The organism is Candidatus Spongiihabitans sp. (assembly GCF_965247905.1).
Lineage (GTDB): Bacteria > Pseudomonadota > Gammaproteobacteria > Arenicellales > Poriferihabitantaceae > Spongiihabitans.
Genome location: NZ_OZ252047.1, coordinates 1377999 through 1403115, shown reverse-complemented (window position 1 = coordinate 1403115; position 25117 = coordinate 1377999). Strand labels below are relative to the sequence as shown.

At 48.4% G+C, this 25117-nt stretch carries 22 protein-coding genes; 8 read left to right on the top strand and 14 right to left on the bottom strand.

The window, feature by feature from the left end; translation table 11 throughout:
* Positions 1-44: 44 nt before the first annotated feature.
* The 4 genes from ACP158_RS07230 to ACP158_RS07215 all read right to left on the bottom strand — a co-directional run bounded on the left by ACP158_RS07230 (position 45) and on the right by ACP158_RS07215 (position 2038).
* Positions 45-938 carry a hypothetical protein gene (locus tag ACP158_RS07230; RefSeq protein ID WP_424948266.1) on the bottom strand — a complete coding sequence of 298 codons (894 nt, stop codon included), beginning with the start codon at positions 936-938 and terminating at the stop codon, positions 45-47.
* Positions 935-1216, bottom strand: coding sequence for a hypothetical protein (locus tag ACP158_RS07225; protein ID WP_424948265.1), 282 nt, complete (start codon positions 1214-1216; stop codon positions 935-937). The genes ACP158_RS07230 and ACP158_RS07225 overlap by 4 nt, the downstream gene beginning before the upstream one ends.
* Positions 1129-1827 (bottom strand): hypothetical protein, encoded by a 699-nt coding sequence (locus ACP158_RS07220; protein WP_424948264.1) that lies wholly within the window; start codon positions 1825-1827, stop codon positions 1129-1131. The genes ACP158_RS07225 and ACP158_RS07220 overlap by 88 nt, the downstream gene beginning before the upstream one ends.
* A gap of 85 nt (positions 1828-1912) precedes the next feature.
* On the bottom strand, positions 1913-2038 hold the full coding sequence (locus ACP158_RS07215; protein WP_424948263.1) for a hypothetical protein: 126 nt from the start codon (positions 2036-2038) through the stop codon (positions 1913-1915).
* A 36-nt stretch (positions 2039-2074) separates the two neighbouring features.
* On the opposite strand from ACP158_RS07215, the gene ACP158_RS07210 reads away from it, so the two are divergent.
* Together ACP158_RS07210 and ACP158_RS07205 are read left to right on the top strand one after the other, a co-directional pair.
* Positions 2075-2284, top strand: coding sequence for a hypothetical protein (locus ACP158_RS07210; protein WP_424948262.1), 210 nt, complete (start codon positions 2075-2077; stop codon positions 2282-2284).
* Complete coding sequence (locus ACP158_RS07205) at positions 2227-2409, top strand: hypothetical protein (RefSeq protein WP_424948261.1); 183 nt, start codon at positions 2227-2229, stop codon at positions 2407-2409. The genes ACP158_RS07210 and ACP158_RS07205 overlap by 58 nt, the downstream gene beginning before the upstream one ends.
* A 108-nt stretch (positions 2410-2517) precedes the next feature.
* On the opposite strand, the gene ACP158_RS07200 is transcribed toward ACP158_RS07205, so the two are convergent.
* Together ACP158_RS07200 and ACP158_RS07195 are read right to left on the bottom strand one after the other, a co-directional pair.
* A complete protein-coding gene (locus ACP158_RS07200) occupies positions 2518-3570 on the bottom strand; it encodes an ABC transporter permease (protein WP_424948420.1) in 1053 nt (350 codons plus the stop codon).
* Positions 3570-5189 (bottom strand): ABC transporter ATP-binding protein, encoded by a 1620-nt coding sequence (locus ACP158_RS07195; RefSeq protein WP_424948260.1) that lies wholly within the window; start codon positions 5187-5189, stop codon positions 3570-3572. Before ACP158_RS07195 ends, ACP158_RS07200 begins: the two co-directional genes overlap by 1 nt.
* 236 nt (positions 5190-5425) lie before the next feature.
* Between ACP158_RS07195 and ACP158_RS07190 the strand changes: the two genes are divergently transcribed.
* Positions 5426-6784 (top strand): 8-oxoguanine deaminase, encoded by a 1359-nt coding sequence (locus ACP158_RS07190; RefSeq protein WP_424948259.1) that lies wholly within the window; start codon positions 5426-5428, stop codon positions 6782-6784.
* A 63-nt stretch (positions 6785-6847) separates the two neighbouring features.
* Entirely contained in the window at positions 6848-6970 is a 123-nt protein-coding gene (locus ACP158_RS07185; RefSeq protein WP_424948258.1) for a hypothetical protein, read from the top strand.
* A 5-nt stretch (positions 6971-6975) separates the two neighbouring features.
* On the opposite strand, the gene ACP158_RS07180 is transcribed toward ACP158_RS07185, so the two are convergent.
* The 7 genes from ACP158_RS07180 to ACP158_RS07150 all read right to left on the bottom strand — a co-directional run bounded on the left by ACP158_RS07180 (position 6976) and on the right by ACP158_RS07150 (position 17403).
* Positions 6976-10182 carry a type I restriction endonuclease subunit R gene (locus ACP158_RS07180; RefSeq protein WP_424948257.1) on the bottom strand — a complete coding sequence of 1069 codons (3207 nt, stop codon included), beginning with the start codon at positions 10180-10182 and terminating at the stop codon, positions 6976-6978.
* On the bottom strand, positions 10179-11429 hold the full coding sequence (locus ACP158_RS07175) for an ATP-binding protein (protein WP_424948256.1): 1251 nt from the start codon (positions 11427-11429) through the stop codon (positions 10179-10181). The genes ACP158_RS07180 and ACP158_RS07175 overlap by 4 nt, the downstream gene beginning before the upstream one ends.
* A 212-nt stretch (positions 11430-11641) precedes the next feature.
* A complete protein-coding gene (locus ACP158_RS07170; protein WP_424948419.1) occupies positions 11642-12181 on the bottom strand; it encodes a Fic family protein in 540 nt (179 codons plus the stop codon).
* Positions 12182-12339: 158 nt separating this feature from the next.
* Positions 12340-13944, bottom strand: a complete 1605-nt coding sequence (locus ACP158_RS07165; protein WP_424948255.1) for an AAA family ATPase — start codon at positions 13942-13944, stop codon at positions 12340-12342.
* Positions 13941-15434, bottom strand: coding sequence for a restriction endonuclease subunit S (locus ACP158_RS07160; RefSeq protein ID WP_424948254.1), 1494 nt, complete (start codon positions 15432-15434; stop codon positions 13941-13943). Before ACP158_RS07160 ends, ACP158_RS07165 begins: the two co-directional genes overlap by 4 nt.
* Positions 15431-15853 carry an HI0074 family nucleotidyltransferase substrate-binding subunit gene (locus ACP158_RS07155; protein ID WP_424948253.1) on the bottom strand — a complete coding sequence of 141 codons (423 nt, stop codon included), beginning with the start codon at positions 15851-15853 and terminating at the stop codon, positions 15431-15433. Before ACP158_RS07155 ends, ACP158_RS07160 begins: the two co-directional genes overlap by 4 nt.
* Before the next feature lie 2 nt (positions 15854-15855).
* Complete coding sequence (locus ACP158_RS07150; RefSeq protein ID WP_424948252.1) at positions 15856-17403, bottom strand: N-6 DNA methylase; 1548 nt, start codon at positions 17401-17403, stop codon at positions 15856-15858.
* Positions 17404-17879: 476 nt separating this feature from the next.
* Here ACP158_RS07150 and xdhA point away from each other — a divergent pair, with 476 nt between their 5' ends.
* Genes xdhA through ACP158_RS07130 form a run of 4 tightly spaced genes read left to right on the top strand, consistent with a single transcriptional unit; the run spans position 17880 to position 23621 of the window.
* Positions 17880-19373 (top strand): xanthine dehydrogenase small subunit, encoded by a 1494-nt coding sequence (gene xdhA / locus ACP158_RS07145; RefSeq protein ID WP_424948251.1) that lies wholly within the window; start codon positions 17880-17882, stop codon positions 19371-19373.
* Positions 19374-19379: 6 nt separating this feature from the next.
* Entirely contained in the window at positions 19380-21788 is a 2409-nt protein-coding gene (gene xdhB / locus ACP158_RS07140; RefSeq protein ID WP_424948250.1) for a xanthine dehydrogenase molybdopterin binding subunit, read from the top strand.
* 7 nt (positions 21789-21795) lie between these two features.
* Entirely contained in the window at positions 21796-22650 is an 855-nt protein-coding gene (gene xdhC, locus ACP158_RS07135) for a xanthine dehydrogenase accessory protein XdhC (RefSeq protein WP_424948249.1), read from the top strand.
* A gap of 5 nt (positions 22651-22655) precedes the next feature.
* On the top strand, positions 22656-23621 hold the full coding sequence (locus ACP158_RS07130) for a DMT family transporter (RefSeq protein WP_424948248.1): 966 nt from the start codon (positions 22656-22658) through the stop codon (positions 23619-23621).
* 64 nt (positions 23622-23685) lie between these two features.
* Here ACP158_RS07130 and guaD read toward each other — a convergent pair whose 3' ends face one another.
* Positions 23686-25020, bottom strand: a complete 1335-nt coding sequence (gene guaD, locus ACP158_RS07125) for a guanine deaminase (protein WP_424948247.1) — start codon at positions 25018-25020, stop codon at positions 23686-23688.
* Between the last annotated feature and the right edge of the window lie 97 nt (positions 25021-25117).

The following is a 25117-nucleotide window of genomic DNA, read 5'->3' as shown; positions in this document are numbered from 1 at the left end:
CGCGAAAGCGGGAATGACGGTGGAGGTTGTTTTCGGCGGTCACTTTATTTGGCGCAATATTTTTTAAGCCAATAACTTATGTTCTTTTCGCCAACAGGGATTTGCTTGTCCACCAACGCGGCTAACAATTTATCCGGTTGATGTTTATGCGCGGCGATGAAACCCTTGCCGATAGATTCGGTTGGCGCGCCAAGAAGTAACGATTCCAAAAGGCAAGTTGAGTTAATTCCATAAACCAAATCTGCATCAACCGCCAAGTCTAAAAAATCGCCATCGGTGTGAATGGGATGAGCGGAGTTATAGTTTTCCGTGTCAAGCGGGTGTCTTTTGAATCTTAGTTTTTTATTTGGGAAAGTCGCTTCGCAATGACGAACAAATTCCGTCATAGTGGAAAAGTCAGAATTGTTTACGATGTTAGTATCACTTGCGAGTTGCAAAGGAATCAAAATGTATCCACCGCCACCTTTCCATTGTCGCCCGCGAAGATGTGATTCGCGAATGCTTTTAACTTTGTTGTGGTGTTTGGTTTCTACCCAATCCAAAGAATCATGCATCAAACTTGATGTCGCGTTAATGCCTTGAGAATCCAAAACAAAAAAATGTTTTTGTGGAAAGTAACCAACTTCTACGATGGAACATGGCACTTCCTCTTTCCAGCAAGCCCATCGAATAGTTTCAGTATAAATGCTTTCTCCATTCCAAAGAAAAACATGGTCCACTTTTAATACTTCTTTTCTCATCCACGATTTAGCGATGCCGTCAAACTTATTACTCTTACCGCGAAGAGTGCGACTTAAAAACTTCGGATAAGAGCGCAGTGGCATCATGTGAACGTCCACGCCGATGCTTCGCAGATAATTCTCTATATCAGCCATTCCGCCGTGCAAATGCAGACTTGAATAAACGTGAATCAAGGTAGCGGTGACAGGCAACATCAAACCATCACCCCAAGCAAAAAACCAAACAGCAGCACCGTCGCTAACAACGCCGCGGCTAGCTTTTTCAGACGTGACTTTTTCGCTTCTTTGCGCGTAATGCCATCTGCGCGGTAGCGCACAAACAGCGCGCTGATTTCATCGTGGGTGTAAGTCGGTGCATCCGTGACCGAGGGGATTCCGTGCTTGCGTTTTAACTGCTCAAATACCGAGTCGGGCGGGAAGTTGGCGTTCTTGGAAAACCCGGGCAGCCGAAGCAACTTGCCGCCGGCGATGTGCATGCCGTAGGTGCGCTTGCCAAATCCCCCCCCCCCCCCCCCCCCCCCCCCCCAGATTCGAATATCAGCGACACCGGATCGGTCTCCAACGGAAAGAAGGTGGAAATCGGCACGGCATGGCTCTCCAATTTCAAGCGGCGAATTTCCGCTGTCAGCAAGCGGTAGAAAGCGGAGTAGCGAAGTTTTTCCTTACTTTTCGTTTTCGCGCACGCCGCCGCCAGACTGGTCATACATTCATGTCCGACGGGAAACTTGACCACGCCATTAAAGTAACCGGTGTCATCATCGGGAGCAAACACGATGTCCGCGGAAAAATCAAACGGACGCAAACAGATATAATCCATGTCCACCCAAAAGCCGCCCTTCCCGGCGAGCAACTCATAACGAAACCAATCGCTGAACGTACCGAGCCGTCCATCGCGACAACGAAAGATTTTGCTCGCCGGCAAAACTTCGTTACCATCCTTCACCACCGCACCATCGGGAATGCCGCCGATGTCGGCGTAGGTGTAAAGATGAAACTCATGCCCATGGTCGATGAACGACTGGACACAGAGTTTTTCCAGATTGGTGAGGTCGTCGCCGATCCACAGCGATTGGATGATGGGCAGCATTGTTTGGGGCGTTGCTTGTGCGGTTGGATGAATGGTAAAGGCAATTTAATCAGAAATACGGTTGAAAAACTATCGGTATTTCGCTTTAAGGAGTCCGGCTTCGCATCATCCTTGCCGTCATTTTCGCATCGAACGGCGCGGTATCAAAGCAAAGGAGTCCGGCTACGCCGGACGGCATATTCCACTGGATTGCCCGGAACAAGCCGGGCAATGACGGGTTGGGGAGACAATGGTGAATTGAGAGGCAATGAGTCCTTTTGAGAAGACAACGGTAAATAATTGTCACGCGAAGCGTGACACTAAAACGTGCTCTGGCGTAGCCGGACTTTTTTTCTCGGTTACTTTTGGCGTCTCAACTCGCCTTTGTCCTCTCGATTCACCGTTACCTATAATTTGTCATTGCCCGGCCCATATTATTATTGGCCGGGCAATCCAGTTATTAAACCGTTCGGCGTAGCCGAACTCCTTTTATCGCGGCATCAAAGCGTCTGGATTCCCGCCTACGGCGAGAATGACGGCAGAGGGAGGGCGATTTTTCCGCCTGCGACGAGAATGAGGGAAAAACTGTCATCGAAACAGTGAACATATACAATTGCTAACAACATTGAGCGCAGGATATTTTTCGTTGGCAAGGCGCGCAACGCGACCAAGCGCAACGAAGCATAACGGAAAATAGACAAGCGCAAATAATCATTTGAAACGCAAGCGATAACCAATCAACACATCACACGCCAACAAAAAGAACAACAGCATCCCTTGGAACACGCCGGTGACGGCGAGCGGCAAATTCATCGTAATCTGCGCCGACTCGCCGCCCAAATACGATAACGCTATCACCAGCCCGGCGCAAAACACGCCGAACGGATGCAAGCGTCCGACGAAAGCAACGATGATGGCGGTGAAGCCGTAGCCCGGTGAAATGCTCGGCAGGAGTTGCCCGATTGGCCCGGCGACTTCGAACAAACCGGCCATGCCGGCCATGCCGCCGCCCAACATCAAACTGAACCAGATCATGCGATTGACGCTGAAGCCGGCATGGCGTCCCGCTCGCGGCGCCTGTCCGATCACTTTTATTTGAAAACCAATAATGGTTTTTGACATCAATACCCATACTGCGATTACCGCGGCGATGGTAAAAATCCAGCCGAGGTGCAATCGCGTGCCTTGCCAAATCACCGGCAAGGTTGCGGCGTCGTGGAAGATGCGCGACTCGGGAAAGTTGAAGCCGTCGGGGTCGCGCCACGCGCCGTGAATCAGAAAACTTAACAACAATATGGCTACATATGTCAGCATCAAACTGGTTAAGATTTCGTTGGCGTTGAATTTGGTTTTGAGGAACGCGGGGATTGCCGCCCACGCCATGCCGCCGAGGGTGCCGCACACGATCATTAGCGGCAGAACAAACACCGAATCCACTTGATACAACCACAAGGCGACGCCACCGCCGCAAATTGCACCCAGGGTCAGTTGCCCTTCGGCGCCGATGTTCCACACGCCGGCGCGAAACCCGACCGATAACGCCACACCGATTAAAATCAGCGGCGTGGCTTTGACACCCAATTCCGCCCAGCCGTATTTGGTGGTGATGGGGTCGACGAAAAACGCATACAACGCATCCAACGGCGCCACACCCATGATGCGAAATAAAAATACCCCGGACAACAAAGTCAGCACTAACGCGATCAACGGTGAAAGATACACCATCGCCTGGGAATGTTCGGGTCGTTTGATTAGCGCGATCATCAATTCGCACCGGCACTGGTCATGCTATCGGCCATGCTACCGGTCATGCCATCGGTCAGGCCATCGGTCAGGCCGGCCATCATCAAACCAATTTGCTCAATGGTCACCTCCGAGGTCTTTTTGGTCGGCGACAACACGCCGGCGCAAATCGCGGCGATGCGATCCGAGACCGCCATCAATTCGTCCAGGTCTTGCGAGATGACCAAAATCGCGGTGCCGTTGTCTGCCAGTTCGCGCAACGCACGATGGATGGTTTGCGCGGCACCGGCATCCACCCCCCAGGTCGGTTGCGACACAATCAAGATGGTCGGGTTTTGTTTAATCTCTCTGCCGACGATGAACTTTTGCAAATTGCCGCCGGATAAACTGCCGGCTTCGGCGGAAACTCCATTCGCCTTGACATTAAAACCCGCCACCACCGAGGCGCAATATTTACGGCTTTGCCGGTAGTTGATGAATCCGAAGTTAAGCAAGTTCAAACGTTGGAACGCGGTCAAAAAAGTGTTGTCAACCAAACTCATGCCCGCGACCGCGCCGTGTCCCAATCGCTCTTCGGGGATGGATGCCATGCCCAACGCGCGGCGTTTGTTGGTGCCAACATGCGCGCACGGTTGGTTGTCGATACTGATCGCGTTCGACGGGATTGATCGCATTTCGCCGTTCAGCGATTGCAACAATTCATCTTGACCATTGCCGGCGACACCGGCGATGCCGACAATCTCGCCGCTTCGCACTTGCATGTTGATGTCTTTCAAACGGATGCTGAATTGATCGCGTGGCGGCTGATTTAAGTTGCGGATGTCAAGGCGAATATCACCGACCTGACGATGCGCATTATTCGTGCTGGTCGCCAACTCCTCGCCCATCATTTTGGCGGCAAGGCTGCGCGGGCTTTCATTCGCGACATCCACGCACGCAACCACTTTGCCGGCGCGCAAGATAGTCGCCTTCTCGCAAAGAGATTTAATCTCCGCTAATTTGTGACTGATGTAAAGTATGGCGACACCTTCATCGGCAAGTCGTCGCAAAGTCTCAAAAAGTTTTTCCACTTCCTGTGGCGTCAACACCGAAGTCGGTTCGTCCATGATCAGCAACTTTGGATTTTGCAACAAGCAACGAATGATTTCTATGCGCTGGCATTCGCCTACCGATAGGGTATAGACATGACGAGACGGATCCAGCGGCAATCCATAGCGATGAGAAATATCAATGATTTTCTGTTCTAATGTTTGTTTCGAAGTTGATTGCGAAGTTGATTGCGGTATATTGTTTGTTTCTTTGCCGACACCCAAAGCGATATTTTCCAACACCGACATCGAGTCAAATAATGAAAAATGCTGGAACACCATGGCGATTCCCAAACTGCGGGCGGTAGCGGGATTGTTGATGTCCACCGGCGTGCCGCGCATCCGAATCTGGCCGCTGTCGGGTCGCAAAATGCCATAAATCATTTTCACCAGGGTTGATTTTCCGGCACCGTTTTCGCCGAGCAACGCATGCACTTGTCCGGCGTTAACGGTCAGGTTCACATTATCATTCGCTTTGACTCCGGGGAAGGTCTTGGTCATTCCCGTCAGTTGCAGAAGCGGCGTCATTAATGTATCGGCTGGATTGTTCATGAACAATTAATAGCAATTAATTTAATACGAGCCATTTTGTCGAAAAATGATGCCTAATGAATATGGCAACAATTGTATTTTCAGGATTTGACCAAATAGTCAGGAATGCGATAATTTTAATCTATAATCTCATGTAATTTCAAACGTTATTACAAAGTTTAAATTTCCATTGGCTGGAACGGATTTAAAACAATAGCTTGTGCAGTTTTTATAAAGAAACAATTGAAATAATCGCGATGAGAACCTGGATTAAATCACCCTTGGCAATTTTCACCAACGGAAAGGGTCATGCGGAAAACGGCATAGTGATAGATGGGAAAACCATATCCGAGTGGGTCGCCGCCGGGGGTGCGCCACGCGAAGCGGTGGATGAGGTTTTCGATGCCTCAGCGCATGTTGTCATCCCCGGACTGATCAACACCCATCATCACTACTACCAGACTTTGACCCGCGCGACGCCGTGCGCCTTGAACAAGGAACTGTTTCCGTGGCTAAAAAGCCTGTACCCGATTTGGGCCGGGCTGACCGACGAGATGGTGCATGTTTCTACCCAACTTGCTTGTGCTGAATTGTTGCTATCCGGCTGTACAACCAGTTCTGATCATCATTATTTGTTCACCGACAGGTCAGCCAATGCCATGGACGCGCAGGTCGAGGCGGTCAGGGAAATCGGAATCCGTGCCGTTGTGACCCGAGGATCGATGAGCGTTGGACAAAAGAACGGCGGGCTGCCGCCTGAAAATACCGTACAAGACGAAGATCAAATTCTCAACGATTGCGATAGCGTGATCCAGAAATATCACGATCCGATGCCGGGAAGTATGCTGCAAATTGCGCTGGCGCCGTGTTCGCCTTTCAGTGTTTCCAAAGATTTAATGGTTAATGTTGCTGAGCTGGCACGGATTCACAAAGTGAAACTGCATACCCATCTGGCGGAAACCAGGGATGAGACCGATTATTGTCTGCAGAAATTTAACTGCCGGCCACTGGATTATCTGGAAAACGTTAACTGGTTATCATCAGATGTGTGGCTGGCTCATGGCATATTCTTTGAGGACAAGGAAATACATAAATTGGGAGGTGCCGGGGTCGGGATTAGCCATTGCCCGACTTCCAATATGATGCTGGGCTCAGGCCAATGCCGGGTTTTGGAGCTCCAGGCAAACGGCTGTGCCGTTGGCATCGGCGTCGATGGCTCGGCTTCCAATGATTGTTCAAACATGATGCAGGAAGTGCGCCAGGCATTGTTGCTGCAGCGCTTGCAATACGGCGCTGCGCGCGTCAGCCATCAACAGGTGCTGAGCATGGCGACGCAAGGTTCAGCGCGGTGTTTGGGCCGAGATGACATCGGTGCCCTTGCCATTGGAATGCAGGCGGATTTAGCCTTGTTCAAACTGGACGATACGCGCTTCTGCGGCGCCGGAGATCCTCTAGCCGCATTGGTGTTATGCGGCGCTGATGCGGCCGATTGCGTCATGGTCGCCGGGCAATGGAAGGTCAAAAACCAGGCGTTGCTTGGCGTTGATCTGGAAACGCTGAAACACAAACACAGCCAACTAGCGCATACGTTACAGCAATCTGTCAATTTCCAATAAATGCACAACGGTTGTTTGCTATCGAGACACTTCTCGATTCACCATTGTCCCCCCAACTCGTCATTGCCCGGCCCATATTATTATTATTGGCCGGGCAATCCAGTTATTAAACCGTTCGGCGTAGCCGAACTCCTTTTATCGCGGCTTCGCCGCGGCAATGCTGTTTTAGTGTCACGCGTAGCGTGACACAACTATTCCGTCGCCACTCCCGCCGAAGCCCACTCATCCGCCAGCAATTCCGCTTGTTGCAATATTCGGTCCGTTGCCATTTTTTGTTGGTCGGGCGGATAGCCGTATTTATTCAAAAGTCGTTTCACGATAGTGCGAAGTTTTGCCCGCACGCTTTCCTTGATGGTCCAGTCAATGGAAGTGCTGTTTTTCACATTCTCCACCAGAATCTGCGCGAGTTCCTTTAAGGTGCCATCGCCCATTACCGCTTTTGCGCTTTGGTTCATCGCAAGCGCGTCATAAAACGCAACTTCATCATCCGACAATCCCATATCCGCGGCTCGCTCATCAGAACCCCTGATTTCTTTTGCGATAAAAATCAGTTCTTCGATCACCTGCGCCGCAGTCAGCAGGTTGTTTTTATATTTTCTAATCGCTGTCTCCAGCATTTCAGAAAACTTCTTGCTTTGGGCAAGGTTTCTTTTTGTTCGGATTTTTATTTCGTCATTAAGAATTTTCTTCAGCAATTCCAGCGCAAGATTTTTCCGTTTCATTCCATGGACTTCTTCAAGAAAATCATCGGAAAGAATAGATATGTCGGGCTTTTTAATTCCAGCCGCGTCAAAAATGTCAATCACCCCGTCGACAACCACCGCCTTGTCAACAATCTGCCTGATGGCGGTTTCTATCTCGACATCACTTTTACCGTTTCCGTTCGATGTAAATTTTTTCAGCCGTGCCATGATCGCCTGAAAAAATCCAACCTCATCTTTTATGTTCATCGCCTTCGGGTCGGGAACGGAAAGCGCAAATGCTTTGGAAAGCAGGGTAACCTGTTTGGTAAATCTTTCCTTGCCGTCATCCAAACCAAGAATGTGTTCCTCGGCTTCCAGAATTATTTTCATTTTCTCTCCGGTGTCGGCCGAGAAGTATCGCTTGTAATCAAATTGGTCGAACATGCCGGTAACCACATCGTATTTTTCCAGCATTTGCGCAATCGCTTTTTCCTGTTCAAACGCCGGCGTTCCCTTGCCGCCACTTTTTGTGTAGGAAGCAAGGGCGCGTTTCAAGTCAGAAGCAATGCCGATATAGTCCACGACCAATCCGCCGGGTTTGTCTTTGTAAATGCGGTTCACGCGGGCGATGGCTTGCATCAGATTGTGCCTTCGCATGAGTTTGTCAACATAGATAGTGTTGAGACACGGCGCGTCAAAACCAGTCAGCCACATATCCCGCACAATAACCAATCGCAACGGGTCGTCGGGGTTTTTGAATCGCTCCCCAAGCGCTTTTCTTTCACCTTTTGTGGTGGCGTGCTTTTGCCACTCGGCGGGATCGCTTGAGGACGAAGTCATGATTACTTTTACCACTCCCTTGCTTTTGTCATCGTCGTGCCAATCCGGATGCTGGGCGATAATGTCTTCATACATGGCAACCGCGATGCGACGACTTGTGGCAACAATCATCGCCTTGCCCTCAAAAACTTTCTGCCTTTCCGTAAAATGGTTAAGAGCATCCGCCACAACAGTTTTCCTGCGGTCGTTGTGTCCAATAATGGATTCCTGTTGCGCCCATTTGGCTTTTGCTTTTTCCGTTGCTGTTGCTGCTTCGTTCTCGGTTATTTCTTCCACTTCCGCATCCAGTTTGTCTTTTTCTTCTTCTTTCAAATGCACTTGAACAAGCCGCGACTCATAATAAATCGGCACGGTCGCATTGTCTTCAACCGCCTGCTCTATGTCATAAACATCAATGTAGTTGCCGAAAACCGCCGGCGTTGACATGTCTTCCTTTTCAATGGGCGTTCCGGTAAACCCGATAAAAGAAGCATCGGGCAGGGCATCTCTCAGGTATTTGGCAAAACCGTATCTTGTCTTTGCGCCGTCTTTCACAAAAAAAGTTTTTGCGCCAAATCCGTATTGACTGCGATGCGCCTCGTCTGCGATGACAACGATATTTTTTCTCTTTGACAAAAGTTCAAAGTTTTCATTTTCTCCTGCGGGCGAAAACTTTTGAATGGTGGAAAACACAACCCCGCCACCGGCTGTTTTCAGAAGTTGTTTCAAATGCTCGCGACTTTTCGCTTGTTCGGGCGTTTGTTTGAGAAGATTTTTGCCCGCTACAAAGGCATCAAATAATTGACTGTCGAGATCGTTGCGGTCGGTAATCACAAGGATTGTGGGATTTTTCATTTCCTGATTGACCACCAGCAATCCCGCATAAAAAACCATGGACAAAGATTTTCCGCTGCCCTGGGTGTGCCAAACCACGCCTGCTTTGCGGTCGCCTCTCGGCTGATTTTTTGCATTGGGCAGTCCGTATAATTCGGGTTCTTCCCGTTCAACGATGTCTTTCTCGCCGTGTGCTGCGCGTATGGTGGATTTAACCGCTTCCTTCACCGCGTGGTATTGATGATAGGCGGCGATTTTCTTTTCTTTGGTGATGGTTTCCACACCGGTCTCGGGGTTCTTTCTTTGCGTTTTTTCAAAAACGGTGAAATACCCGATCAAATCAACCAGCACATCCGGTCGCAACATTCCTTTGATGACCGTTTCCAGCAAGGGCGTTGTCTTGGGATCTTCCTTTTTTCCGTCCACGGTTTTCCACCGCATAAAACGTGACCAACCCGAAGTCAGCGCACCGGCTTTGGCATCCAAACCATCCGATGCGACCAGAACGCCGTTATAACAAAACAAACTTGGGATGGTCTCCTGATAGGTTTGCAGTTGGGCAAACGCTTTATCAACCGACGCGTTTTTATCCGCCGGATTTTTTAATTCGATCACCGCTAGCGGCATACCGTTTATAAAAAGAACAATATCCGGACGCCTGGTCATCCGGTTTTCCGTAACCGTGAACTGATTACAAACCACAAAGTTGTTATGCGATGGATTTTCAAAATCAATCAAACGCACCCGCGCACCGACCGTCTCGCCGTTCTTTTGATACTCTTCGGCAACGCCATCCGTCAGCATTGCATAAAAAGTTTCGTTGCTTTCAACCGGGTTCTGAGAGGATAGCGCAGTCGCCTGACGCAGAGCTTGTTCCTTCACCCCATCGGGAAGTTCGGGATTGAGATGATCAATCGCAGATTTCAGACGACCGCGTAAAACAACTTCGGAAAGATTACCTCTTTCAAACGCCTGTTCCTCCGGCGACAGATACGCATAGCCCTGCTTTTTCAGCAGTTCTACGGCGAATTCTTCAACGTCGGATTCGTAGAGGGCTGTCACCTATGTTTTTCCCAGAGAGTCCTTACGGGCAGGGCATACAGGTTCCCCCCAAAACTGAGTGTGCTGTCGCCGGTATAGAGCAACACTCCGCCCTTAAAACGTTCGCCCGTTATTTCTTTTAGTTTGCGCAGACCTTTAAAATCTGAATTGGTAATTGTGCCGGATGCCTTTACTTCCACTCCGGCAAGAGCAGTTGCTCCTCGTTCTATAACAATGTCCACTTCTGCTCTGCTTCTGTCTCTTTCTCTGAAGTGATAGAAAGCATGCCGTTGTATATGCGCACTTGCTTGTCTTTGCAACTCTTGTAAAACAAAAGTTTCGAGCAAATGTCCAAGTATATTCCGGTTATCTAAAAGCGCGTCCTTGTTAAAATTCATCAGGGCGCAAATGACCCCGGTATCTTTCAAATGAATTTTTGGAGTTTTTGTAATTCGTTTTTTATAATTGCCGTGCCAGGCCGGTATTCTTTCCAAGAGGAACATTTTTTCAAGCAATACCAAATAGTTTTGGATTGTTAGTCTGTTTAACTTAAATGAAGATGCCAGATTGTTAACATTTAACAGTTGGGCTGTTTGTGCGGCGGCTAATTCAAGCAATTTGGGCAAAGCATCCAGAGCGTGAATGTTGGAGATAAGAGGCGCATCCTTCTCAACAAGCGTCTCAATATATGCTTGATACCAGTTGCTTCTTCTTGTTGCCGGTCGCCGGATAGCCGCCGGATAACCACCAGCCATAATGCGCTCAATTATTTTTGACTCTGACGGTAATTTTTGTCTAACGGTGAAGTTCGGAGAAAACAAATTATCAAGAAACCTGGGAGGGGTTTGCTCAAGTTCACTCTGTGAAAAGGGATGCAGTTGAACAATATCCATTCGTCCCGCGAGTGACTCTTTTATCGGCCTCATTTGTAGCAAGTCCACTGATCCGGTCAGCATAAACCGCCCGGCCGAGCGATTGCGGTCAACCGAAAGTTTGATTGAAGGAAAAAGCCCGGGAGCTAGTTGTGCCTCATCCAGAATAACTCGCTCCGGTAATGAATTAACAAACCCCACAGGGTCTGCCACCGCGTAGTTTCTTGTATTGTCATCATCAAGTGTAAAGTATTGATAGCCCAACCGTTTTCCCACCATCTGGGCGAGAGTTGTTTTGCCGCATTGCCGAGGCCCCTGTATCAAAACAACGGGTGAATCCTTCAAGGATTCTTTCAATCTTGGCTCGACATGGCGTTTGTAGGGTTTTTTGATCATTGTGCTGATTGTTACTTTATGTATGTGCTAACTGTTAGTTTATAGATGTGCTAATTGTTAATCAATACATGTGCTAATTGTTACTTTATGTATGTGCTAATTGTTAGTTTGACGGGTGGCTGGGGAAGGTTGGGTGCCATTTTATGGGGACTTCTCGGTCAATGCCAACGAAATGGGCTGAATCCTGAGTGGTTTTCGACTTTACTTGGGTTTCAGGCACGTTCATAATCCTGTCCAATTTTCCATATTTCTTTTTCCCGGAAAGCCGGTATGGTCTGACGGCGGGCGGCGTTGGTAACAGACGGAGCGGAAAGTTTGTTTTGCCTGATGTGATCCGCCAAACGGATAATTTTTTCGCCTCTCAAGTAGGTCGTTCGCTTGTGCAAAGACTCCAGCAAGCCCACAGATAAAATTCTTTCCATGGTTTTTGTTTCTTGCCTGTCGTTGTAATCGCGAAATGCCTGATAGTAGGTCGCCTTTTCTTTGTTGCGTATGGTAATGCGAGGAAATTCCAGTTCCAGTAACTGCATGTTTATAATCTCCCGCCCCATGCGGCCGTTGCCGTCACAAAACGGATGGATCGTTTCAAAATCCAGATGAAACTTTGCCACCTTGTCCAAAAAATAAGTGTCAAGGTCGCTTGCATAAACAAGCAGGGCTTCATGAATCATCATAGCGACATGTTCCGGATGCGGTGCTATGTGCATTCCCACCCGCACATATTCGCCTTTTTGCCGGAAGCGACCGGCAATAGAATCGTCAATGCCAGAGATAACATGAACATGCAGTCTGTCTTCCTCTCTTGAGAAAAAGAAAGCCTGTATCCGCCTTCACGGAACACTGTAGGACTCATTTGGTTTCCCTATTCACATGGCATTTAGTATAGGGCATTACTGCCTCAATACGCTAATTAAAATATCACATCTTCAAGTTCACTGAATATTTTCATATCCTCAGATATTAACCCAGATAAATTTAACTTGAATTGTTCTGCATTGATGCTAAAAGTTACACTACACGTTTTTTTGATTTCACCTACCATGTCCTTTAGATTCTGGTTTTTAATGTCGGTGACAACTTGATTGTGATATTCTTCATCAAAATTTAATTCCTTTTCATCACAATATTTTTTTAATACTTCTTTGTCATAAAGATAATTTTCAATTTCCCGTCTTTCTAAAACTCTATGATTATCTGGGTTATTTTCAAGGTAAAGCGATCTTGTTTTTTTATCTGTATTTTTTCCAGATGCCATATCTCTATCTTTTAAGACAAGTATTTTTATATCTGAAAAAACTTTAGTGAGTATTGAAAGTGCAATCTCGCTGCGTTGATCCAGTTCAGTATTTCCACCGCTTGAGATAAACAAAGTGTCATGGTATTTCTCACCAAAAATATTATTGAATACCTTAGCGTCAAATCCGTCTTCACGACCATTTGGTCCGGGTTTATCCTTTCCCTCACAATAAACCAGTCTTTTAGGACTGATCAAATTTGTTAAATCATCTAAGGCAGTTTCAAAGATTTCTTTCCACTTAGCTAAAGATTTTTCAATAGGGATTAGCGTGTAAGAAGAAGATGCCCATTGCCTCCCTTCTTCAAAATGAATAATTTGGCAATCGTTCTTAAAATCTTCCTGCAATGCCCTTAAAAAACCGATGCTATGTGTTGCTATCCAAATTTGACAATCTTTACCAATCAATTTGTTTATTTCTATTAGTAATTTTCTCTGAATAGAGGTGTTAATATGTAATTCTGGTTCATCAATAATAAAAATTGAATCATTGTATTCTTCTTGGCGTAAATAGAGGTCTAACAGAATATCAACAACTTCTTTTTCTCCAGAAGAAAGCACATTAAATTCAAATTCATTCGATTGGTCACTTTTTATGAAATAAAGGGTTCCTTTATTATCTTCAATATTGCCAATGCTTGTTATTTCTAAATCCAGGCAATTCTTTATGGCTTTATTTAAATCTCCAATTATTTTGTTTTTCGCCTCACTAGGTCTACAGTCTTCATCGTGAAGATATGTAGTGTACTTAATGTTTAATCTTCTATAACTTTCCTCCATTTTATCATCCAGGTCAGATAAACCAGATGCTCCATATTGATTTAATCTTATTTCTGCGGTTGCTTTAGATTCTTTTACTTTTAAGTTACTGTTGTATCTGTAAGAGCTTCTAAAAGAAAAAATGGTATTAGCTTTTCCTGTTATTTGTTTTTCTGTATACATCTTAGCGTAATCACCATCAATAAATTCTATTACTATATTTTCATGGCTGAAATTTGGTGATTGATTCATAGAGTGGTAGTTATGATCTTTTTGACCTTTGTTCCCAATAATACCGACATGAGCCGTAGCATGAAAAATCATTCCGTCAAAAACACTACTTTTTCCACATCCATTCGGCCCAACTAACGCAATGATTCTTTTTGGATCATCTCCTAAATAAATCGTCAGATCTAAAAATCGCTTGTATCCATTCTTTAATTGAATTTTCTTGATTTTCATTTTAATACCTCAATTTTAACTTCACCACTCATCAACTTGGGCAACAAAGTATCGCGTAGGTTTTCAAGGGTATGGACTTGGGATTGATTTGAATATATTTTCTTAAACACAGATTTGCAAATATTTTCAAATCGTTCAATTAGTATACTGTCTGGAATCGCAATCATAATAGATTTAATCATTGCTGTGTTTATTGATGTAACGATTGACGAAGTGCTTCCCAACGATTCAAATCTGAATGTTTTTAAGTAAAAATATAAATATTCTTTGGTGAATGGTGTATCGGAATTGATTTTGAACTGCGCTATTGCTTCATTAGACAGCATATCTTCCGTTGTTATTCCAACTCGTCCTACGGTCATCTTGAAACTTAGAATTACGGTGTTTTTCGGTATTATTGGAATATTAAATTTTTCTACCGCATATTGAGTTAGATATTCCGATGTGTTGAAGAAATAAATTTCACTTGTTGCCATATCTTTAATGGAAATCCATTTCCAGTCTCGTTTGTTCTTTGAGAACCAATGAAATTCTTTTCTGGGCGGTGTCCTGCCGATAGAGATATCAACAGTTTCGCCTAAAGGATTTTCTTCCCACATCTTATCTGCTTTTTCTACAAACCACTGGCGGAAGATGGTCTGCGCCATATCTTCCAGGGTTTTGTTCTGGCGGTGGAGCAGGTCTATTTTGTCGTCAAACGATGATAATACTTCGGCGATGGCTTTTTGTTCGGGGAGTGGTGGGATGATGAATTTATATTTCAGAATTTCATCAAGTTCCACTCTTTGCCTTCCAGAAGTCCCTGTCATTGACTTTATTGCCGTCTCTCTAAAGTCTTTTGAAATAGCAAAATAGTACAAAAAATCTTTGTTAGTTATGTTCGCTTTTTCGCGAATGACAATAAATTCAGTTGATCCAAATCCGATTTCATTAGCTTCCAAAAAGTCAACAAATACTGTTTTTCCATTTTCCAAGCAAGGCGTTATTCGGGCTAATAAAGTATCTCCATTTCTAAATTTTGAACCGCCTTTGTATATCCCATCAACATAACCAGAAATTTTTCTGGTAAATGGAATCAAAGCATCCATATTAACTTTTTTTGCTTTTGTGCCTTTAGGCATAGATTCGAGTGGGTTGATTTTAGCGGCATCTTTCAACCTCATTTCTTGCCAACCCTCCAGATTCAGTTTTTCTTGCAACACCACATACTTTTTCCTGATATTTTTTTTGAAATTATCGGGAATATTTTCCCAATCCATTACATCAACCGAAATCAACAGGTTGCTTTCTTCCAGATCTTCTTTCAAATCAGCAATTTCTGCCGAGCCACAATCAAAAACAACCAAATCCAGATCGGATATTTCGCTGGCTTTCCAGGTTACGCGGGAACCGTAAGCCCAAACCGTTTTGTTGGGAATATGCCGCTTGATTATCTTGTCAAGTATAGCAAGTTGGTTTTTATCTAAATCTACGAGTTGTTCTTTATTCATTTTTGATCAACGATTGCTTGACAAATATCTGTGGTGTCCTGAATAAAATCGCCTATTTTCCCCAACGCCCTTTGCGCTTTCTCCAGACTGTAATCATGAGTAGTATCTATCCTTGCTTGAACATAACTATCATCTCCGTCAATCCAATCTTCCAGATTTTCTATCAAATTGTTTTTGTAAGCCATGCGAAAAATAGGTTTCGGAGAACCGGGAACGTTTGTCAATCCTTGATCTTCAAAATATCTTTTCAAGTGTTTGTATAGCGTGTCAAAGCATGTCTCAAACCGCTGTATGACTGACTCTTGAACTGCCTCTTTCAGATTGCCAGACAAATCTTCTTCGTTCTCTTTAAAAAACTCATATTGCTCTCTCAGTCTCTCAAGAGATTGTGCCAGTTTTTCATATTCAACTTCGTTCATTTTCACTTCCCCAGTTTAACTTTTGACAAATTTTTCAGGATTCGCTTATTCAACTTTGTTTCTTCTTTCAACTGCGCTGCAAACTCCGCTTTCAATTCGGCAAATCGTTCCTCAAAATTAAAATCATCTTCCACTTCCGCCAGCCCGACATAGCGACCCGGGCTCAGCACATAATCCAACTCTTTTACTTTCTCAACTGGCACCGAAGCGCAAAAGCCGGGAAGGTCTTCATATTTCCCGCCTTCCTTTCGCCATTGGTGATAGGTGCCGGTGATTTTACCGATGTCTTCTTCGGAAAATTCCTTGGTGCGCCGATTGATTAGCGTCCCGAGTTCATTTGCGTCTATAAAGAGAATGTCACCGGTACGATTTCGGTCGCCATTAAACCCATGGCGTTTGTTGGAGACGAACCACAAGCAGGCGGGAATTTGCGTGTTCAAAAAAAGTTTCGCGGGCAGATTGACGATGCTATCCACAAGGCCGGCGTCAATGATATTTTTACGGATGACATCCTCGTTTGATGATTTGGAAGTCAGCGAGCCTTTGGACAATACAAAACCGGCAACGCCTTTGGGGGAAAGATGGTGTATGAAATGTTGCACCCAGGCAAAGTTGGCGTTGCCAACCGGCGGCACGCCGTATTTCCATCTGCCATCGTTTTCCAATTGCTTGCCGCTCCAGTCGCTGTCGTTAAACGGTGGGTTGGCGAGAATGAAATCCGCCTTCAAATCCGGGTGGGCGTTATTCAGAAAAGAGCCGTCGTTATTCCATTTCACCTGCGAGCCGTCTATGTTGCGGATGGCAAGATTCATCCGGCAAAGGCGATAGGTGGTTTGGTTACTTTCTTGTCCGTAGATGGAAATATTATTAACTTTCCCTCGGTGTTCCTTAATGAATTTTTCACTGGTAACGAACATCCCGCCGCTACCACAACAGGGATCAAAAACTCGCCCCTTGTAGGGTTCTATCATTTCCACAAGTAATTTCACAATGGATGCCGGGGTGTAGAACTGCCCGCCTTTTCTACCCTCGGCAAGGGCAAACTGACCGAGAAAATATTCATACACCTTGCCGAGGATGTCTTTTGATTTTGCGACATCGGTGCCGAGGGCGATGTTACTGAACATATCGATTAACTCGCCCAGCGTAGAAGGGCTAATATTCGGTCTGGAAAATACTTTCGGCAAGATGCCTTTTAAGGTTCTATTTTCTCTTTCTATGGCTTCCAGAGATTTATCCAGAATTTTGCCGATGGTCGGTTGTTTTGCTTGCGTTTGAATGTGCGACCATCGTGCTTTCACCGGCACCCAGAATACATTTTCCCCTCTGTATTCATCCGGGTCCTCCGAGTCTGCGTATTTATAATCGCCTTTGCCTTCATTGATTTTGGCGTGCAGTGCCTCAAAAGAATCGGATATGTATTTGAGGAATATCAGGCCCAACGCGATGTGTTTGTATTCTGCGGCGTCAATGTTTTTTCGCATTTTATCCGCCGCTTCCCACAGTTGCTTTTCAATGGACTCCGAGTTTGTTTTGGTTTTTGATTTCATGGGGGTATTGGGTATAGTTATCCGTGACTGTTGAGTGCGCTAGTGATCAAACCGAAAAGCGATTGCCTCTGTACACAGTCGGCGTCGAAATTATCCGCCGCCAGTCAAGTTTGGAATGCTTATTCCAGGTCCAACCATTCCTTGTCGATAATACCATACCATGCGCGGTTGCAGTCTTTGACTACCAGCATTGGCGGAATGTGCCTTCATAACTAAATCCGAGGGCAATGAAAAGTCAAAAACCAGGCGTTGCTTGGCGTTGATCTGGAAACGCTGAAACACAAACACAGCCAACTAGCGCATCTGTTGCAACAGTCTGTCAATTTCCAATAAATACACAATAGTTCTTGCTATCGAGACCATTCTCAACCCAGGCATCGACCTATACATAGAATTTACAAACTTGACAAGTGTTGCTAAAATGCTGACCAAATAGTCAGTTTTTTGCAATAGCCATAACCAATGGCAGACCGCCGATGATAGAATTTTTATTACACAACGAAGTCGTTCAAATTGAACCGGAGCAAGCGGATTTGACCGTGCTGGAATATCTGCGCGAGCATCGTCAACTGTGCGGCACCAAGGAAGGCTGCGCGTCTGGCGACTGCGGCGCTTGCACCGTGGTGCTGGCGGAGGCCAACGGCGCCGATGTGCGTTATCACAGTTGCAATAGCTGCATCACCTTTCTCGGTTCAATACACGGCAAACAACTCATCACTGTCGAACACTTGAAAGAAAACCTGGCAAAAGACCATCTCGCAAAAGAAAGGCCCGCAAAAGAAAATCATGCCCTGCACCCGGTGCAGCAGGCCATGGTCGACCACCATGGCTCGCAATGCGGGTTTTGCACGCCGGGATTTGTGATGTCCTTGTTCGCGTTATACAAGAATTCAGTTGCAGGCGCCTCGATTGAGCAGCGGAAAAAAGCCACCGAACAATATCTGGGCGGAAATTTATGCCGCTGCACCGGCTACAAACCGATCATCGACGCCGCCGTTGAATCCACCGCCGCCCCCGCCCCCGATCGGTTCAGCGCGCTGGAATCTGAAACCCGACGGAAATTAGCCCGCATTGCCAAGTCCGCCAAGTCCACCAAGGCCGGGACGGAAAACTACCACCTGCCAAAAACCTGCGCGCAGCTCGGTAGATTGGTAGCACGCCGGCCTGAGGCGCGCCTGCTCGGCGGCGGCACCGATTTAGCCTTGGAAGTCACCCAACAACTCAAGTCCATCGACCCCATCATTTATGTTGGCAATGTCGCGGAATTGGTCAAAATCACGGCGCGCAAAAATCATCACGAAATCGGCGCCGCGGTTTCTTTGAGTGATTTTGACGATTTGGTGAAAAACGACTACCCCGACCTGTCTCATTTATTGCTTCGGTTTGGTTCAAGGCAAATCAGGAACTTGGCCACAGTTGGCGGGAATATCGCCAATGCCTCGCCGATCGGCGATTTGCCGCCGGCGCTCATCGCCCTCGGTGCCGAAGTCATGTTGCAAAGCGAAACGCATCGGCGCAAGGTCAAGATGGATGAGTTTTTTATTGATTACCGCAAAACCGTTTTGGCTAAGGGCGAGTTTATTAGAGCGGTTACGATGCCGCGCGCGCAGCCCGGGCGCAAATTGAAAATCTATAAAATCAGCAAACGCTTCGATGACGACATTTCCGCGGTGTGCATGGCGGTTTATATTCATGTGCATGCCGGCATGATTAAATCCATCCGCATCGCCTGCGGTGGCATGGCCGCGATACCGAAGCGCGCCGTCGAATGCGAGAACGCGCTTTGCGGGAAACCGCTGGACGAAAATACAATAGCGCAGGCACAGCAAGCACTGGCGCGGGATTTTCAGCCGATCGACGATGTCCGCGCCAGCGCCGGCTACCGAATGCAGGTCGCGCAAAACCTGCTCACGAGATTGCGCCTGGAACTCACCGAACCGGCCACGCTGACTCAGGTGATCCAAGGGTGACCGACTATGCTTAACCGCACCCGCGACCATGGCGTCACCGATGATAACGCCGCGGATTATGACGTGAACCGGGCCATGAATCATGACATGCGCCAGGCCATAAATCGGCGCGTCGTCGGTCGCGCATTAGCGCATGAAAGCGCGCGCAAACATGTCAGCGGCGAAGCCATCTATGTGGAGGATCAACCGCCTTTTCATACCCAATATTTCGCCTGCGTCGGCGGCAGCGAAATCGCCCATGGCAAAGTCGTGAAACTGGATCTCAGGCGCGTTCAAGCCGCGCCCGGCGTGATTGATGTGATTACCGCGGCGGATATTCCGGGCGCCGTGGATATTGGCCCGGTGTTTCCCGGCGACCCGTTGTTAGCCGAGCAACGAATCGAATATTGGGGCCAGCCTGTTTTCGCGGTGGCCGCCACCAGCCATAAATTGGCACGCCAAGCGGTCACCCTGGCGGACATCGAATATCAGGAACTTGAGCCGGTGCTGGATCTTCATGACGCGATGGACCAGCGATTTTATGTTCGGCCGCCGCACGCAATGAAGCGCGGCGATGTCGCTCAGGCGTTAAAAAATGCGCCGCATCGTATTGACTCAAGCCTGGAAGTCGGCGGTCAGGAACACTTTTATCTGGAAGGACAGGCGTCCATCGTGGTGCCGGGCGAGGACGGCGGCATGACCGTCTATACCTCAACCCAAAACCCGACCGAAACCCAAAAACTGGTGGCGAAAGTGCTCGCTATCCCGATGAATAAAGTCGATGTGGTCACCCGCCGAATGGGCGGCGGATTTGGCGGCAAGGAAACCCAGGCCGCACCATGGTCATGTCTTGCCGCGGTGTTCGCGGCAAGAATCGGGCAAGCGATTATCTGCAGATTATCGCGGCGCGACGATATGGTGATGACCGGCAAACGCCACAATTTTTTAAACCACACGCAAGTCGGCTTCGCTGACGATGGCGCAATCCTGAGCCTGCGCGCCATTTTGGCAGGGCAATGCGGCTACTCCCCGGACTTATCCGATGCCATTGTCGACCGCGCGATGTTCCATTGCGACAACGCCTATTACCTGCCGGATGTGCATATTGAAGGGCTGCGCTGCAAAACGCATACCGTATCCAACACCGCATTTCGCGGATTCGGCGGGCCGCAGGGCATGATGGCGATAGAGACGGTCATCGATGAAATCGCTTTTCGATTAAACAAGGATCCGCTGACCATCCGCAAACTGAATTTTTACAACACGACCGACCGCAACATCACGCCCTATTATCAAAAAATAGAAGCGTTCAATGTTCCGGAAATTGTTGCGCAGTTGGAAGATGAATCCGATTACTGGAAACGAAGAGACGAAATAAAGGCGTTCAACAAACAAAGCCCGATCATCAAAAAAGGATTGGCGCTGACGCCGGTGAAATTCGGCATCTCATTCACGGTCTCGCATATGAATCAAGCCGGCGCGCTAATCCATCTTTACACCGACGGCAGTATGCAGGTCAATCACGGCGGCACCGAAATGGGTCAGGGCTTGATGATTAAAATTGCGCAAATCGTTGCCGAAGAGTTCCAGGTAAATCCAGAACGAATCAACGTCATGGCGACCCGCACCGATAAAGTGCCGAACACCTCGCCGACCGCGGCCTCGTCCGGTGCCGACATCAACGGCATGGCGGCGCGCAATGCGGCAAGAATGATCAAGCAGCGGCTGATTGCATTTTTATCAGAACAATACGATGTGGCCGGCGATGAAATAAAATTTGAAAACGATCAAGTTCGCATCAAGAATAAACGCGGCGAGGATGAGATTCTTGCCTTTGAGCAAGTGGCGAAGTCGGCGTGGTTGGCGCGGGTGCAACTTTCCGCCGCCGGTTTTTACAAGACCCCGAAAATTCATTACCACCGCGAAACCGCGTCCGGCCGCCCGTTTTATTATTACGCCAACGGCGCGGCGGTATCCGAAGTATTGATCGATGCCTTGACCGGCGAATACAAACTGCGGCGCGTGGACATCATTCATGATGTCGGCAATTCGCTCAATCCCGCGGTCGATATGGGGCAGATCGAAGGCGGATTTATCCAGGGCGTGGGCTGGCTGACTTGCGAGGAGTTGAAGTGGGATGCGCGCGGTCACCTGCTGAGCGACAGTCCGGCGACTTACAAAATCCCGGCCATCAGCGATGCGCCAGCCATTTTTAATGCGCGAATGCTTGAAAACAACCCGAACGAGGAGAAGACGATTTTTCGTTCCAAGGCGGTCGGCGAGCCGCCGCTGATGCTGGCGATATCGACCTGGTGCGCGATTCGCGACGCCATCGCCGCGGTTGCCGATCATGCGGTGTTCCCGAAACTGAACGCGCCGGCCACGCCCGAGGAAATTCTGCGCGTGGTCACGCAAGTGAAAAAATCAAGGCAATGACACGACAATGACTTGGATTGAAGCCATCGCCCGCCTATCCAGGCAAGATAAAAGTTGCGTCATTGTGACCGTTTTAGCGGTGCGCGGATCGGCGCCGCGCGATGCGATGAGCAAGATGGTGGTGGATGAAAACGCGATTTACGACACCATCGGCGGCGGCAATCTCGAGTATCAGGCGATTGCCAAAGCGCGCGATATGTTGTCGTCATCATCCAACAATGAGCCGACGATTGTTCGCGAGTCGTTCACCTTAGGCAAGGATTTAACCCAATGCTGCGGCGGAAAAGTGGAGTTGCTTTTTGAACACATTGCAGCGCAGGATTTCAATGTTGTGGTCTTCGGCGCCGGTCATGTCGGCAAAGCGCTGGTCACTATTTTGTCCGAGTTGCCGTGCAAGGTGAGGTGGATTGATGCGAGAGATGAGTTTATTCAGGTGCATAAAAACGCGGCGCTGGGTTCCAATATCGATATTATGAAGATGCAAAATCCCGATGTTGATGTCGAGCGAGGCCCCGCCAACGCCTATTTTTTGGTGATGACGCATAGCCATGAGTTGGATATGCAACTGGTCGAGGCCATACTGTCGCGCAACGATGCGCGATTCTGCGGTTTGATTGGCTCTAAATCAAAAGCCGCGAAGTTCCGTAGCCGCTTGGCGCGAAAACAATTCAGCAGCGACGAGATTGCCAGACTGACCTCGCCGATTGGACTTGCGCGGGTCGGCGGCAAACGACCGATGGAAGTGGCGGTTTCCGTGGCCGGGCAGTTGATCGCCCTGCGCCAACAACATATGCAAAATAAATCCGATTCAGCAAGCCCAACTAACGCAGACGGTAAGGTTATTGATGTAATGAAAGTGTAGCGAAATTGCAGCCCGCCAGTCACATTAACGATAACGCCGCCAATAACCCCGGCAATAACCCCGGCAATAACCTGAACGATAACGCATCGTTGCCGGTATTCGCGGTTACCGGCGGCGCGGCAATTTGGGGCATATACTGGATTCCATTGCGTTTTGCGGAGCAGGCGGGGATGTCGGGAGCCTGGGCCGTGGTGCTTGCCAGCCTGCTGCCCTTGTCCATTCTGATGCCGCTGTCCTGCTGGTTTTGGCGCGAGATTCGACCCGAAATCAAGGCCATCGCCATCATCGGTTTTTACACCGGCGCGGCACTGGTTTTTTACGCCATCGGGCTGATTTATTCAACGGTGGTGCGCGCGACATTACTGTATTACCTGACGCCGATTTGGGCGACCCTGTTTAGTCTGGTGATGTTGCGCGAGCAAGTGCGATGGAATCGATGGATGGCTATTTTAGTCGGTTTGGCCGGGTTGTATTTTATCCTCGGCGGTGCCTCTGATTTAACCACGCCAATAAACATCGGCGATTATTTCGGCCTGGCGTCGGGGTTGTTTTGGGGTCTCGGCGCGGTCTACCTGAAGAAAAATCCAGGCGTCAAAATAACCGGGATGGTCGCATCCCAACACCTGTTCAGCCTGGCTTTCGCGCTTGCCGGCTGTGCGCTGCTCGCGCAAATCAATGTCATTCCGCACTGGTCTGTCTGGGCCGCCACCATTCCGGTTATGTGGCTATACACTTGTCTGTGTTTAGTGCCCAGTTTATATGCCATTTTTTGGGCCTCGGGGCGGCTTTATCCGGGGCGCGTAGGGGTGTTGATGATGACCGAAGTGCTGGTCGCCGTGGTCAGCGCATCAATATTACTGGACGAACGACTGCAAATGCTTGAATGGTTAGGCGTAATTTTAATTTTAACGGCCGGGCTATTCGAAGTTTTCGGAAACGATAAGGAAATAGCGCCGGACCACACCCGCTAACATGAAAGCAGCCGTCTAATTTCATCCCTATAAATAGGCGTCATTGAATCCAACTGACCGAAAATTATCGCGCGAACTTCTTTTGCCCCATTATCCAGGTCTCCCGTATCGCGCGGTCGTCGCCTAACATTTGCATGACGAATAATTTCTCCATCCAATCCTCGCATTTAGTTATTCTGAAATTAATCAGCGGCGTGGCGCGATAATCCAGCACGATGAAATCGGCTTCCTTGCCGCGTTCGAAGTTGCCGATGTGCTGGTGCAAATCGAGCGCGCGCGCGCCGCCGAGCGTAGCCAGGTATAACGCGCGTAGCGGCGACAAGTTGTGTTGCTGCAATTGTTGCACTTTGTAGGCCTCGTTGATGGTACGCAGCAATGAGAAACTATCGCCGCCGCCGACATCGGTGCCGAGGGCGACGCGCACCTGGTGGCGGTCGGCGCAGCGCAAGTCGAAAAGCCCGCTGCCGATGAACAGGTTTGAGGTTGGGCAAAAAGCCAGGTTGGATTCGGATTGTTGCAAACGCCTCCATTCTCGGTCGGATAAATGTATGCCATGGGCGAAAACCGAGCGCCGGCCGAGCAAGCCATGCTGATCATAAACATCAAGGTAATCTTTGCATTGCGGGAATAATTCACCGACCCATTGACATTCACGCGTGTTCTCGGCGAGGTGCGTGTGCAGGTGGACGCCGGGGTTCTCGCTGAGCAACTTGCCCGCCATGCGCAACTGCTGCGCCGACGAAGTCGGCGCGAAGCGCGGCGTCACGGCGTAGCCGAGCCGACCCTTGCCGTGCCATCTCGCGATGAGTTCACGGCTGTCGTCAAAACTCGATTGCGGCGTGTCGCACAACGCCTGCGGCGCGTTGCGATCCATCATCACCTTGCCGCATATCATGCGCAAGTTTCGCGCCGCGGCTTGCGTGAAAAACGCATCCACCGACTGCGCATGTACCGTGCCGAACACCAGCGCGGTGGTGGTGCCGTTGCGCAGCAACTCGTCAAGAAAGAATTCCGCAGTAGCCGCCGCGATATTCGAATCTTCAAATTTCGCTTCGGCCGGAAAAGTGTATCGTTGCAGCCAGTCGATCAACTGCGCGCCGTAAGCGGCGATGATTTCGCACTGCGGATAATGAATATGCGCATCTATGAAACCGGGCAGAATCAAGCCATCGGCGTGCTGGTGAATTTCCGCCGCATCCGCCAAACCGCTGAGCAGGCGGCGCGCCTCGCCGCAAGCGGCAACATGACCATCCTCGATAATGAGTAATCCATCGGCGAAGTATTGCCACGCCGCCTCGCCGCGATTATTGCCATGATTATTGTGTTGCCTGTGATTATTGTAATCTCTGGGGTCGTCCAGGCAATGCAAAATTTCACCGCGATGGGCTGATACTGTCATGGGCGATGGTTATGAAATGGTTATGGAATAATCTTGAACAACACAATGCTTGAAAGACGCCATGTTTTAAAGGGCGATGGGCATCGTAATCCTCAAT

Bases quoted from the DNA above. Each gene is read 5' to 3' on its own strand.
- ACP158_RS07225 (WP_424948265.1), bottom strand. From the start codon at position 1,216: ATGCACATCGCCGGCGGCAAGTTGCTTCGGCTGCCCGGGTTTTCCAAG.
- ACP158_RS07210 (WP_424948262.1), top strand. From the start codon at position 2,075: ATGAGTCCTTTTGAGAAGACAACGGTAAATAATTGTCACGCGAAGCGT.
- ACP158_RS07220 (WP_424948264.1), bottom strand. From the start codon at position 1,827: ATGCTGCCCATCATCCAATCGCTGTGGATCGGCGACGACCTCACCAAT.
- xdhC (WP_424948249.1), top strand. From the start codon at position 21,796: ATGACTTGGATTGAAGCCATCGCCCGCCTATCCAGGCAAGATAAAAGT.
- ACP158_RS07175 (WP_424948256.1), bottom strand. From the start codon at position 11,429: ATGATCAAAAAACCCTACAAACGCCATGTCGAGCCAAGATTGAAAGAA.
- ACP158_RS07190 (WP_424948259.1), top strand. From the start codon at position 5,426: ATGAGAACCTGGATTAAATCACCCTTGGCAATTTTCACCAACGGAAAG.
- ACP158_RS07200 (WP_424948420.1), bottom strand. From the start codon at position 3,570: ATGATCGCGCTAATCAAACGACCCGAACATTCCCAGGCGATGGTGTAT.
- ACP158_RS07155 (WP_424948253.1), bottom strand. From the start codon at position 15,853: ATGAACGAAGTTGAATATGAAAAACTGGCACAATCTCTTGAGAGACTG.
- xdhA (WP_424948251.1), top strand. From the start codon at position 17,880: ATGATAGAATTTTTATTACACAACGAAGTCGTTCAAATTGAACCGGAG.
- xdhB (WP_424948250.1), top strand. From the start codon at position 19,380: ATGCTTAACCGCACCCGCGACCATGGCGTCACCGATGATAACGCCGCG.
- ACP158_RS07165 (WP_424948255.1), bottom strand. From the start codon at position 13,944: ATGAAAATCAAGAAAATTCAATTAAAGAATGGATACAAGCGATTTTTA.
- ACP158_RS07195 (WP_424948260.1), bottom strand. From the start codon at position 5,189: ATGAACAATCCAGCCGATACATTAATGACGCCGCTTCTGCAACTGACG.
- ACP158_RS07150 (WP_424948252.1), bottom strand. From the start codon at position 17,403: ATGAAATCAAAAACCAAAACAAACTCGGAGTCCATTGAAAAGCAACTG.
- ACP158_RS07160 (WP_424948254.1), bottom strand. From the start codon at position 15,434: ATGAATAAAGAACAACTCGTAGATTTAGATAAAAACCAACTTGCTATA.
- guaD (WP_424948247.1), bottom strand. From the start codon at position 25,020: ATGACAGTATCAGCCCATCGCGGTGAAATTTTGCATTGCCTGGACGAC.